The following is a 12,538-nucleotide window of genomic DNA, read 5'->3' as shown; positions in this document are numbered from 1 at the left end:
TAGGCCATATAGAAGGAGAGTGAATGTGCTGCTCTCTTTCTTACATAGGTTTTCAGTCCAATTCAAAGGAAGTGGACTGCCGTCAAAACGTTTCAATAAGGATTAAGTTGAACGAATGATGGATGGAAATCATCCTCTCTGCAGCGACTGTTCGTGTTCACAACAGAGGATAGTCTTAAAAAGGTGGTGTCTGGAATGAAAAATACGTTCTCACGTTTTTTTGGGAATGGAGAAAAAGAACTCCCCCCGATAGAAGAGGCGGAACCTATGGTGAATGAATCCGTAGAACAAATTCAAATTGATCGTATTAAGCCGAATCGTTTTCAACCGCGCACCATCTTCTCTGAAGAGAAAATCGAGGAGCTGGCTCGTACGATTCATACACACGGGATCATCCAGCCAATCGTCATACGACAGACTGATGAAGACGCATATGAAATCATCGCAGGGGAGCGTCGTTACCGGGCAATGAAAAAGCTCGGGTGGGAAGAAGTTCCTGCTATTGTACGTAACTTGGACGATAAAGAAACGGCTTCTATTGCTTTAATTGAAAACTTACAACGGGAAGAACTTACAGCGATTGAAGAAGCATATGCTTATGAAAAGTTATTAGAGCTACATGCGCTGACTCAAGAAGCTTTGGCACAACGTTTAGGTAAAGGGCAGTCAACTATTGCAAATAAAATGAGATTGCTAAAATTACCTGAAGAAATTAAACAAGCAATTTTAACAAAAGAGTTATCAGAGCGTCATGCTCGAGCACTGATTGCGTTGAAAGATCCTGAACTTCAGAAACAAGTATTTCAGGAAGCAATAGAAAATGGTCTCAACGTAAAACAATTAGAAGCAAGAATTAAAGAAGTGTTAACACCTCCTGAGCCTAAAGAAAAAAAGAAAGCTCCACGGAGGAAGTCAGTGAGTAAAGACGTCCGCATTGCAGTCAATACGATTCGCCAGTCGTTAACGATGGTGACTAAGAGTGGAATTGACTCTTGCTTTCAGGTAGCAAGAGTTTTTGCTCTGTTATTCATACCATTTACAACACTTTTTTGGTAAACTGATAGATAGAACAAATATGCAGGGATCGAACAGCATGTATGGAAGAAAGCAGGTGCTCGTTTGGGAAGAATTATCGCAATAGCCAATCAAAAAGGCGGCGTTGGCAAGACAACTACCTCGGTAAACCTCAGCGCCTGTCTTGCACATATTGGAAAAAAAGTATTGTTAATTGATACAGATCCACAGGGGAATGCAACTAGTGGGGTAGGCATTAACAAAGGCGACGTCCAAAATTGTATTTATGACATCCTTATAGATGATGTTCCAATGAAAGACGTGATTTTGCCGACGAAAGTACCTCAATTGGATTGTATTCCCGCAACAATTTCTTTGGCAGGAGCTGAAATTGAATTAGTGTCAACGATTTCAAGGGAAGTTCGCATGAAACATGCCATTCAAGAAGTGAAAGCAGATTACGATTACATCGTCATTGACTGTCCGCCATCACTAGGATTATTAACGATTAACGCTCTGACTGCATCAGATTCTATTGTCATCCCAGTGCAATGTGAATATTACGCACTGGAAGGATTAAGTCAATTGCTTAGCACGATTCGTCTTGTACAAAAGCATTTGAACGAAAATCTTGTTATTGATGGTGTGTTACTCACAATGTTTGATGCGCGTACCAATTTAGGAATACAAGTGATTGACGAAGTAAAGAAATACTTCCAAGACAAAGTATATAAAACGATTATTCCACGGAATGTAAGGTTGAGTGAGGCACCGAGTCATGGTGAGCCAATCATATTATATGATGCGCGGTCACGTGGAGCGGAAGTTTACTTAGAGCTGGCAAAGGAAGTGGTTCACAATGGGTAAAGGTCTTGGTAAGGGGATTAATGCATTGTTTCCGGGAGAGTCGCTTGTAAAAGCAGAATCAGTGGAGCAAATCAATCTTAAAAGTATTACAGTAAATCCATATCAACCGAGAAAACGTTTTGATGAGGCTGCAATTCAAGAACTCAGTGCTTCCATTAAAGAACACGGTGTCTTGCAACCCATTATTTTACGTAAAGTCGGATCCGCACATGAAATCGTTGTAGGTGAGCGCCGGTTCCGTGCTGCAAAGTTAGCGGGACTTAGAGAAATTCCAGCAGTCGTTCGCCAACTAACAGATACTGAGTCAATGGAACTTGCAATTTTGGAGAATCTTCAACGTGAAGATTTATCACCTATTGAAGAAGCTGAAGCGTACCAGAACTTAATGGATAGTTTAGAGCTTACCCAAGAACAACTTGCGTTTCGGTTAGGAAAAAGCCGTCCGCATATCGCAAATCATATTAGATTACTCGCACTTCCTGAAAAGGTCCGTAAAGATATTACGGAAGGGAAGTTATCGATGGGACATGGTCGTACACTACTCGGTTTGCGTAAGAAAGAGCAGATTAATATTATCGCTGAAAAGACGATGAAAGAGGGCTTAAATGTTCGTCAACTGGAAGCGTTAGTTCAAAAACTGAATGAACATGTTTCACGTGAAACAAATAAGAAGAAAGAAAAGAAAGATTTGTTTCTCGTAGAGCAGGAAACATCGTTACGTGAACACTTTGGAACAAACGTATCTATTAAGAAAACAAAAAACAAAGGAAAAATTGAAATTGAGTTTTTCTCTGAAGAAGATTTTGAACGTATATTAGATTTGCTGAATGATTGAACGTGTACCTATTTCGCACTAGCGGAATAGGTACTATTTTTTAATGGTCGGGAAGTGGTTAACGTGGTGTTTTACGGTACGCTAGTGAACGTAGCACTAATTATCGTAGGTGCTTTGATTGGTAGAGTTTTTAAAAATATTCCTGATCGTATGAAACAAACAGTTATGTATGGAATTGCACTTGCCGTCATGGCAATCGGGATCCAAATGACATTCGAAAGCACGCAATTGCTCATTGTAATTATTAGTATTGTGATTGGTTCTGTAATTGGGGAATGGATAAACGTCGATAAAATGATGGAACAGGCAGGGAAATGGCTGGAATCAAAAATGCCTGCCCCAAAAAGTGGACAAGGCATTTCCCAAGGGTTCATCACAGCAACAATGATTTTTGTCATTGGGTCTATGTCGATAATAGGAGCCATTGACAGCGGGTTGCGAAATGATCACGATGTGTTGGTGATGAAAGGGATAATTGACGGGTTCACAGCAATCATTCTCAGTTCAACACTTGGGATCGGAGTCGTTTTTTCAGCAGTACCCGTATTGCTTTATCAAGGACTCATCACATTATTTTCCACACAAATTAGTCGTTTTGTTCCGGACGAACTACTTGAGCTTTTTATATCTGAGATGACGGCAACCGGGGGCCTTATGATTTTGGCAATTGGACTCAACTTAATCGGCTTGACTAAGATCCGAGTAGCTAATTTCATTCCCGCTATTCCGGTAGTGGCTTTGATTGTAAGTATCATATACGCGTTTTGACTGTAGTCGACCATGAGCAAGTTGCAGTGCTCTTGAGATGGTTCGTCCCATTTCATAAGATAGATGAAGCCGTGTGCTTTGAAGGACGGAATGCTCCATAAAGCCACCGATATTGACGACCCCTTTTATAGCAATGTCACCAACGGAAGGGAGCTCTTTGCCGACAGCTTTTCCTGGCTGCAATGGACCGTCTTGTATAAGGAGATGTCCTACAGAATCACTTTTACCCAGGCAAGCGTCAATTGCGACGAGGTATGCATCTGGATGAGTAAAAGCAAGCTCAGTTATTGTTTGTTCAATGTTAAGAGCATGAAGCGGTTCTTCTAGTGTACCGAGGACACGATAGGGAAAGGATCGAGTTTCTGTGAGTAGCGAGCCAATGAGCGGACCAAGTGCATCACCAGTTGAACGATCTGTTCCAATACATAGGAATAGGATTTCACGTGTTGTAAAAGGGATATTCTCTAGGAATAATGTGCTCAATTTCCAAACGGCTCCAGTTTCTTTGTAGTGAATACGTGAGTTCAATTCAGCTTGTTCAAGTTTTTGCATAATCAGGCTCCTGTCTAGGAATAGTAGTAGGAATGTGTGGTGTCCTGCAGTATACTCAAAACAAAGCTGGATTATACGTAAATAACTAATCTCAAGCGAAATTATAAGAGTGGATGATTGGAGTGAATAGATTGGAAGCGAAGCAATTTGGTATCAATGATGTTGTGGAGATGAAAAAACAACATCCATGTGGAACAAATTCTTGGAAAGTCATTCGAATGGGTGCAGACATCCGCATTAAATGCTTAGGATGTGGTCATAGTATTATGATTCCACGTAACGAATTCACTAAAAAAATGAAGCGTGTTATCCAGCAAGGACAAACGGAAAACTGAATGGACAGAAAGACGTTCTCTCCTTATAATGGAAGAGCTGCATTGAATAATCGAACATAATAAATTGGTATAGATGAAAGGTTGGGAAAGTTATGGCATTGACAGCTGGTATCGTAGGACTTCCGAACGTAGGAAAGTCCACGTTGTTTAACGCAATTACAAAAGCTGGTGCGGAAGCTGCAAACTATCCGTTCTGTACAATCGATCCAAACGTTGGAATCGTAGAAGTACCCGATGAGCGTCTTCAAAAGCTAACGGAACTTGTCACACCTAAAAAGACAGTACCTACTGCTTTTGAGTTTACAGATATTGCTGGGATTGTAGAAGGAGCGAGCAAAGGGGAAGGACTTGGAAACAAGTTTTTGTCTCACATCAGAGAAACGGATGCAATCTGTCAGGTTGTTCGTTGTTTCGCAGATGACAATATTACACACGTAAGTGGTAAAGTGGATCCTTTGTCTGATATCGAAGTAATTAATCTTGAATTGATACTCGCAGATATGGAAAGCGTGGATAAGCGTCTTCAACGTGTTACCAAAATGGCAAAGCAGAAAGACAAAGAAGCAATGATCGAAGAACCGGTGTTGCTGAAATTGAAAGATGCGTTTGAAGCAGGGGAGTCTGCTCGTTCTGTAGAACTCACGCCAGAAGAAACAGCAGTTGTAAAAGGCATGCATTTGTTGACGATTAAACCGATGCTCTATGTAGCAAACGTTTCGGAAGATGAAATTGCAGATGCTGCAAACAACGAGTATGTACAAGCCGTTCGTGACTTCGCGCAAAAAGACAATGCAGAGGTCATCGTTGTCTGTGCGAAGATCGAAGAAGAGATGGCGGAGCTGGATGACGATGAGAAGCAAATGTTCCTAGACGAGCTTGGCATCGAAGAGTCTGGTCTTGATCAGTTGATCCGTGCTGCTTATCAGTTGCTTGGATTGGCAACGTACTTTACGGCAGGCGTGCAGGAAGTTCGTGCATGGACATTCCGTAAAGGCATGAAAGCACCTCAATGTGCCGGAGTCATCCATACGGACTTTGAGCGTGGGTTCATCCGTGCTGAAACGGTTGCATATGACGATCTTATGGCAGCAGGTTCTATGGCGGCTGCAAAAGAAGCGGGCAAAGTACGTCTTGAAGGAAAAGAATACATCGTTAAAGATGGCGATGTTATGCTATTCCGTTTTAATGTGTAAGTAGGATTGAAAAAAGCCAGGCATGCGAGGACGCGAAATCCTCCATGTCTGGCTTTTTATATTAAAATGATTAGCTATCTTTATACCCTGTTTAAAAAGAAGGACTGAACGCGTTAATCTACAGATCGAACAGATTCATACAAATAGAGACGTGGACGTTCTGGATCATCTTTTACGAGCCATTCATCTGGAAATTGTTTAAGTTCTTTGTACATCGCAAAATCACCGGCAGCTCCCCCTATGAGTAGGCCGCCGAGCAATAGCCATACACCGTCAGAAAGGTACAAGCCGACAGCTGCTGGAATAATCCCTGTTGTCCAGAAGGGCAGGAGCAATGCCTTGCGAATGGCAGCATTGGTCATCCATTCATCTGTCGTAGCATAAGCGATGCCTAGCTTTAAATTTACTCCAACAATCATCTTCCTCCAGGGAATGCCCGCAAAGATACGAAATCCTAGTAAATGAAACAACTCATGCACTACAATCAGTACGATATATCCAATGACTACAAAAAGGATTTTCCAAAAAGAGAACGAAACCGTAAGCTCAGATTGGATTAGGAGTTGAAATAGGATATCGAGTGCAAATAATCCAACTGTTGTCCATAAGGTAACCCACAGTCCTGTTTTTGCTACTCTTTTTAGGTCCAAGTCCACAATGTGTGCAGGTTCACTAGACACAAGCATTGGATCACCTCTTTCTTCAATTGATCACTTTACTAGCTCACTTTTTCTTTATTATACAGGAGAAACACTTGAATTACGATGGAACCTATGATAGTATGTATTGATGTGAGTAAACAAATTTACTTACTCCTTGCCCGCTGCATGCAGCAGGGCCCAAGTCCATAAGGAGGTGACTACAGATGAGAAAGTATGAAATTATGTACATCATTCGCCCAAGTCTAGATGACGACGCGAAAAAAGCATTGATCGAACGTTTCGACGGAGTCTTGACTTCGAACGGTGCGGAGATCATCGAGTCGAAAGAGTGGGGCAAGCGCCGTCTTGCATACGAAATCGACGATTTGCGTGAAGGTTTCTACCAATTGGTAACTCTTAACGCAGGTACAGAAGCAATCAACGAATTTACACGTCTTGCGAACATCAACGAAGGAATCCTTCGTCATATGGCTGTTCGTCTTGACGCATAATCCATAAAAAACAACGTAAAAAACGATGAGGGAGGCTGAATTCTGATGATTAACCGTGTCGTATTGGTCGGCCGATTGACAAAAGATCCTGAACTCAAATATACACAAAGTGGAATCGCGGTCACTCGCTTTACACTGGCTGTGAACAGACCGTTCTCAAACCAGTCAGGCGATCGTGAAGCGGACTTCATTAACTGTGTAGCTTGGAGAAAACAGGCGGAGAACACTGCGAATTTCTTACGCAAAGGTAGTCTAGCTGGTGTAGACGGGCGTATTCAGACGAGTAATTTCGAAGGACAAGATGGCAAGCGTGTCTTCATGACGGAAGTTGTGGCAGATAGCGTTCAATTCTTGGAACCACGTAATGCTAACTCTGACCGACCTAACTCACAAGGTGGCGCACCTGCGTACGGAAACCAACAGTCAGACCGTCCGTATAATCAGAATCAGCAACAGAATCAGCCATCTTATCAGCCTAACCAGCAAAACTATACACGTACTGATGAGGATCCGTTCCAATCAGGTGGCGGTCCGATTGAAGTATCGGACGATGATTTGCCGTTCTGATCCGGATTTCACTTATACGGATAAAAAGGAGGAGAAACGATTATGGCACCACGTCGTGGAGGAAAAAGACGTCGTAAGGTATGTTATTTCACGTCTAACAACATTACACACATTGACTACAAAGATGCAGACTTGCTCAAGAAATTCATTTCTGAGCGTGGAAAAATCTTGCCACGTCGCGTTACAGGTACAAGCGCGAAGTATCAGCGTAAGCTGACTTCCGCTATCAAACGCGCACGTATTATGTCACTTCTACCATTCGTAGCAGAAGAAAGATAATTACACAAGCCACCTTGTCAGCCTGGGATTCCCCAGGGTGAGGGGTGGTTTTTTTATTCCCAGCAAAAATCCAGAGAACAGCTGTGTGGTTTTGGTGTCTACACTCTAATCGTGATACAATCAGAGGAGGACATCTGTATGAATCTCATAGAGCTTTTCACATGGATGATGTACTACGAACCGGAGGAATCCAAATTATGCAAGACAATGCACGAAAACTGACATATGGAGCGATGATGATTGTACTGTTTACAGTCCTATTAACGGGGAGCCTCTTTATACCGCTACTTGGTAGTGTATTGCTGTTCTTTATACCGCTCCCAATCTTACTTTACCGACTTCGCTATGATCGAAACGCCAGTCTACTTGTTGCTGTCGTTGCTATTTTAGTGTCTTCATTATTCGGAGGACTATTTACGATTCCAATTGCATTTGTGTTCGTTTTCCTCGGATTTGTGATGGGAGAAACCATACAGGCTGGGAAATCGAAGTTTTACACAGTGATGACGGTAGGCTTGACTATTCTCATTTCATTGGTGGCAACCTACGTAGGCGCAGTGTTGTTCTTCCAATTCAACGCGATGGAAGTAATCATGGAGATCTTAAAAAAGTCACAACAAGAGATGATAGAATATTCGTCTGATCTCAAATTCCTTCCTCAAGACTATGAAAAAACAATTGCAGACACGTTTTTATTTTATCGCTTAACTATCCCTGCCTTGGTGATTTTAGGCTCCCTTCTTACTGGGTACCTTTTTGTTATTGCAAGTTTTTATACTGCTGAACGGATAGGGACAAAAGTTCCGAAGTTCACTCAATTTAGAGATATGAAATTGCCATTCATGACAATCGTCATTTATGCGCTTGTTATCTTGTCATCGTTTCTCATTGGAAATGATACAACTTCAACAGGCTATCTGATTTACATTAATGCGATGATTATTTTGAGATTTGTCTTCTTATTACAAGGACTCTCATTGATTTACTACTTTTTACATGAACGGAAGCTACCGGGTTTCATCACTGTGCTTGCGACTGTATTTGCGGTGATGTTGAATCCAATGACGATACTGCTTGGGACACTGGACACGGCCATTGACATTCGGGCTTGGATAGGAAAAGACAAGGTGAACTAGGAGGATGAGACAATGACATCTTTTTTTAGAAGGAGAGCGATTCGTTATCCACTTGCTGCCGTCTCACTCCTCGGCGTCCTAGCGGCAGTATTTTTGTTCATGTTTAACTTTTGGATCGGGCTGATCTATACAGTGATTTTCTTTGCACTGATTGGCTCTTCATGGAAGATTGAAGAACAAACGTATATGGATACTGAAAAACATATTGAGACAATGTCGTATCGGATGAAAAAGGTAGGGGAAGAAGCGCTTCTTGAACTGCCAATAGGAATTATTCTACTCAATGATAAGCAAATCATTGAATGGGCCAACCCTTATGCTGCACAAATCTTTGAAGAGGATTCCTTAATTGGTGAAGAGCTTTTTGAGCTAGCTGAACAATTTCGTTCTTTCTTAAAAGACGATGTACCTGATGATTTGACGTTGACGGTGGGAGAACGTTCCTTCAGACTGGCTTACAAGCCAGAGGATCGCCTGATTTACTTGTTTGATGTGACGAAAAGGCAGAGGATTGAATCCCTGTATTATGCAGATCGAACAGTGATCGGTATATTACTTGTCGACAATTATGACGAACTCGCACAGACGATGGATGACCAAACACGAAGTCAGCTGAACTCTCTTGTGACCTCGCTTATTAATAGCTGGGGTGCGGACAATGGAATCTTTGTGAAGCGCGTAGCTTCGGATCGCTTCCTCGCGGTGTTCAATGAATCGATGCTAAATGAGTTAGAAAAGAGTAAGTTTGCAATTTTAGATGATGTTCGAGAAAAAACTGCGAAACAAAGTAATGGTCTTACCTTAAGTATCGGGGTAGGCGCAGGCTCTCCGTCCTTGATTGAATTAGGTGAGCTGGCTCAATCCAGTTTGGACCTTGTGCTCGGACGTGGGGGCGATCAAGTTGCCATTAAACGTTCAGACGGAAAGTTGAAGTTCTTCGGTGGGAAAACAAATCCAGTCGAGAAGCGGACGAGAGTGCGAGCGCGAGTCATCTCTCATGCATTACGTGACTTAATCCAGGGGAGTGACCAAATTTTTGTGATGGGTCACAAGATGCCCGATATGGATGCGATTGGTGCAGCGATTGGTGTGCGTAAGATGGCACGGATGAATAATGTTCCAGGATATGTCGTCGTGAATTTCGATGAATTGGATGCAAGTGTTAATCGACTAATTGACGAGATTGAACAAGACCCTGATCTGTATGACCATTTCATTCATCCCGATGAGGTTTTAGCTAAAATGACGGACAAATCACTTGTGGTCATAGTGGATACACATAAACCGAGCATGGTCATCGATGAACGAGTGATTGATAAGGCAGAAAAACTAGTTGTCATCGATCACCATCGTCGAGGGGAAGAGTTTGTACAAAATACAATGCTTGTTTACATGGAGCCATACGCGTCATCGACCGCTGAACTGGTGACAGAGCTTATTGAGTATCAGCCGAAAAACGAGAAATTGACGATGCTTGAGTCGACTGCGATGCTTGCGGGTATCGTGGTCGATACGAAGAGCTTTACATTACGGACAGGTTCCCGTACGTTTGAAGCAGCCTCATACTTACGAACAAACGGTGCAGATACAGTTCTCGTACAACGGTTGTTGAAAGAGAATATTGAAACGTATGTAGAGCGTTCGAGGCTAATTGAAACGGTTGAAATCATGGATGGTGGTGTTGCCATTGCGAAAGGTGAAAATGGTGAGCCATACAATTCCGTACTGATTGCACAAACCGCTGACATCCTTCTAACGATGCAAGGAGTATCTGCATCCTTTGTCATCGCACCACGGTCAGATGGTAAAATTGGTATAAGCGCCCGTTCACTCGGTGAACTGAATGTCCAACGAGTGATGGAACAGCTTGGCGGCGGTGGGCATTTGACGAACGCCGCAACGCAGCTTACTTTAGAGACTGTGGAAGAGGCTGAAGAACAATTAAAACAAGTAATTATGGATGATCAGGAAAGGGGAGATTGAACATGAAAGTTATTTTTCTACAAGATGTAAAAGGTAAGGGTAAAAAAGGTGATGTAAAAGAGGTTTCTGTAGGATATGCTCAAAACTTCTTACTCAAAAACAATGTGGCTGTTGAGGCAACACCAGCAGCTCTCAGCAAGTTGGAAGGGCAAAAGAATCGCCAGGCAAAAGATGCTGCAGAAGAGTTGGAAGATGCGAAGAAGCTAAAAGCTCATATCGAAGAGCTCACAGTTGAATTGACAGCAAAATCTGGAGAAGACGGTCGGTTATTTGGATCGGTTACTTCCAAACAAATTGCAGCAGCTCTAGAGAAACAACATGGCATTAAGCTTGATAAGCGTAAGATGGATCTACCTGATGCCATCCGTGCACTCGGGTACACAAATGTACCTGTAAAATTACATCATGATGTCAACGCGGTATTGAAAGTCCACGTAACAGAAGAATGATAAGGAGATAGTCTGATGGATCAAATGATAGATCGTATTCCCCCTCATAATAACGAAGCCGAGCAGTCCGTCATAGGTGCAATTTTCTTGGATCCACAAGCCCTCATTACAGCGGCTGAGATTTTGATGCCCGAGGATTTCTACCGGACTGCACATCATAAGATATTTTTAACTATGATTGGCTTAAGTGATAAGGGGCAGGCGATCGATGTTGTCACTGTCACGGAAGAACTATCTGCAAAAAAAGAATTGGAAGACGTCGGAGGTCTTTCATATTTAACAGAGGTCGCAAACTCCGTACCAACTGCAGCGAACATTGAACATTATGCTCGCATCGTTGAGGAAAAGTCTTTACTGAGACGTCTGATTTCAGTGGCCTCGACAATTATGGAAGATGGTTATACGAGAGAAGACGAAGTGGAAGCACTCTTATCAGAAGCTGAAAAGAAGATGATGGAAGTTGCGAACCGTAAAAATGCCGGAGACTTCCGTCATATCAAGGACGTACTTGTGGATACGTATGACAACATAGAAATTTTACATACGCGCAGGGGAGACGTTACAGGTGTTCCAACGGGCTTCGCCGATCTTGACAAAATAACTGCTGGTTTCCAACCCAATGACTTGATCATTGTGGCGGCGAGACCTTCCGTAGGTAAGACAGCTTTTGCCTTGAACGTAGCACAGAACGTTGCAACTAAAACAGATGAAAACGTTGCGATCTTTAGTCTTGAGATGGGTGCTGAGCAGCTCGTTATGCGTATGCTATGTGCAGAAGGTAATATTGATGCATCTGTGCTAAGGACAGGTAATCTTGAGGCAGAGGATTGGCGTAAGCTGACGATGGCGATGGGCAGCCTGTCCAACGCAGGAATCTTCATTGATGACTCTCCCGGTATACGCATTAACGAAATTCGGTCAAAATGTCGACGTCTGCAGCAAGAGCATGGACTCGGAATGATTATGATCGATTACTTGCAACTTATTATGGGGAGTGGCAGATCGGGTGAGAACCGACAGCAGGAAGTATCGGAAATCTCCCGTTCACTGAAAGCTCTTGCCCGTGAATTGAAAGTGCCAGTAATCGCATTGTCACAGCTGTCCCGTGGTGTTGAGCAGCGTCAAGACAAACGGCCGATGATGTCTGACTTACGAGAGTCTGGAAGTATTGAGCAAGATGCGGATATCGTTTCGTTCTTGTATCGTGAAGACTATTACGACAAAGAGACTGAAAACCAGAATATGATTGAGATTATCATTGCAAAGCAACGTAACGGCCCAACAGGAACGGTGACGTTAGCATTTGCAAAGGAATATAACAAGTTCTTAAATATCGATTGGTCGCAACATGAGTCCTTTGGTGCTTAAACACGAATGTAAGAGAATAGTAGTTCTCTAACGTTCGTG

The 12,538-nt window shown here is 42.6% G+C and carries 15 protein-coding genes; 13 read left to right on the top strand and 2 right to left on the bottom strand.

All coding sequences use genetic code 11. The annotated features are described in order from the left end of the window. Positions 1-195 precede the first annotated feature (195 nt). The 4 genes from noc to N693_RS0107970 all read left to right on the top strand — a co-directional run bounded on the left by noc (position 196) and on the right by N693_RS0107970 (position 3,484). On the top strand, positions 196-1,056 hold the full coding sequence (gene noc / locus N693_RS0107985) for a nucleoid occlusion protein (RefSeq protein ID WP_025784273.1): 861 nt from the start codon (positions 196-198) through the stop codon (positions 1,054-1,056). 63 nt (positions 1,057-1,119) lie between these two features. Next, positions 1,120-1,881 (top strand): ParA family protein, encoded by a 762-nt coding sequence (locus N693_RS0107980; RefSeq protein ID WP_025784272.1) that lies wholly within the window; start codon positions 1,120-1,122, stop codon positions 1,879-1,881. Further along, entirely contained in the window at positions 1,874-2,716 is an 843-nt protein-coding gene (locus N693_RS0107975) for a ParB/RepB/Spo0J family partition protein (protein ID WP_025784271.1), read from the top strand. The genes N693_RS0107980 and N693_RS0107975 overlap by 8 nt, the downstream gene beginning before the upstream one ends. Before the next feature lie 63 nt (positions 2,717-2,779). Beyond that, on the top strand, positions 2,780-3,484 hold the full coding sequence (locus tag N693_RS0107970; RefSeq protein ID WP_025784270.1) for a DUF554 domain-containing protein: 705 nt from the start codon (positions 2,780-2,782) through the stop codon (positions 3,482-3,484). Here the strand turns inward: N693_RS0107970 and yyaC are convergent. Then, positions 3,395-4,036, bottom strand: coding sequence for a spore protease YyaC (gene yyaC, locus N693_RS0107965; protein WP_025784269.1), 642 nt, complete (start codon positions 4,034-4,036; stop codon positions 3,395-3,397). The two genes, N693_RS0107970 and yyaC, sit on opposite strands and share 90 nt — an antisense overlap. 131 nt (positions 4,037-4,167) lie before the next feature. On the opposite strand from yyaC, the gene N693_RS0107960 reads away from it, so the two are divergent. Next, on the top strand, positions 4,168-4,371 hold the full coding sequence (locus tag N693_RS0107960; RefSeq protein WP_025784268.1) for a DUF951 domain-containing protein: 204 nt from the start codon (positions 4,168-4,170) through the stop codon (positions 4,369-4,371). A 92-nt stretch (positions 4,372-4,463) separates the two neighbouring features. Further along, on the top strand, positions 4,464-5,564 hold the full coding sequence (ychF, locus tag N693_RS0107955; protein WP_025784267.1) for a redox-regulated ATPase YchF: 1,101 nt from the start codon (positions 4,464-4,466) through the stop codon (positions 5,562-5,564). 113 nt (positions 5,565-5,677) lie between these two features. On the opposite strand, the gene N693_RS0107950 is transcribed toward ychF, so the two are convergent. Then, complete coding sequence (locus N693_RS0107950) at positions 5,678-6,250, bottom strand: DUF3267 domain-containing protein (RefSeq protein ID WP_025784266.1); 573 nt, start codon at positions 6,248-6,250, stop codon at positions 5,678-5,680. A gap of 179 nt (positions 6,251-6,429) precedes the next feature. Between N693_RS0107950 and rpsF the strand changes: the two genes are divergently transcribed. The 7 genes from rpsF to dnaB all read left to right on the top strand — a co-directional run bounded on the left by rpsF (position 6,430) and on the right by dnaB (position 12,499). Then, entirely contained in the window at positions 6,430-6,717 is a 288-nt protein-coding gene (rpsF, locus tag N693_RS0107945) for a 30S ribosomal protein S6 (protein WP_025784265.1), read from the top strand. 45 nt (positions 6,718-6,762) lie between these two features. Further along, entirely contained in the window at positions 6,763-7,284 is a 522-nt protein-coding gene (gene ssb / locus N693_RS0107940) for a single-stranded DNA-binding protein (protein WP_025784264.1), read from the top strand. Positions 7,285-7,326: 42 nt separating this feature from the next. Beyond that, positions 7,327-7,563 carry a 30S ribosomal protein S18 gene (rpsR, locus tag N693_RS0107935; protein ID WP_025784263.1) on the top strand — a complete coding sequence of 79 codons (237 nt, stop codon included), beginning with the start codon at positions 7,327-7,329 and terminating at the stop codon, positions 7,561-7,563. A gap of 161 nt (positions 7,564-7,724) precedes the next feature. Further along, positions 7,725-8,699 carry a YybS family protein gene (locus tag N693_RS0107930; RefSeq protein WP_025784262.1) on the top strand — a complete coding sequence of 325 codons (975 nt, stop codon included), beginning with the start codon at positions 7,725-7,727 and terminating at the stop codon, positions 8,697-8,699. Between the two features lie 12 nt (positions 8,700-8,711). Beyond that, positions 8,712-10,682 carry a DHH family phosphoesterase gene (locus tag N693_RS0107925; protein WP_025784261.1) on the top strand — a complete coding sequence of 657 codons (1,971 nt, stop codon included), beginning with the start codon at positions 8,712-8,714 and terminating at the stop codon, positions 10,680-10,682. A gap of 2 nt (positions 10,683-10,684) precedes the next feature. Beyond that, positions 10,685-11,131 carry a 50S ribosomal protein L9 gene (gene rplI, locus N693_RS0107920; protein WP_025784260.1) on the top strand — a complete coding sequence of 149 codons (447 nt, stop codon included), beginning with the start codon at positions 10,685-10,687 and terminating at the stop codon, positions 11,129-11,131. 15 nt (positions 11,132-11,146) lie between these two features. Continuing rightward, on the top strand, positions 11,147-12,499 hold the full coding sequence (gene dnaB / locus N693_RS0107915; RefSeq protein ID WP_037592940.1) for a replicative DNA helicase: 1,353 nt from the start codon (positions 11,147-11,149) through the stop codon (positions 12,497-12,499). Positions 12,500-12,538: the final 39 nt, after the last annotated feature.

This window comes from Sporosarcina sp. D27 (assembly GCF_000586555.1).
GTDB lineage: Bacteria > Bacillota > Bacilli > Bacillales_A > Planococcaceae > Sporosarcina.
This window is presented reverse-complemented; position numbering and strand designations above follow the sequence as displayed.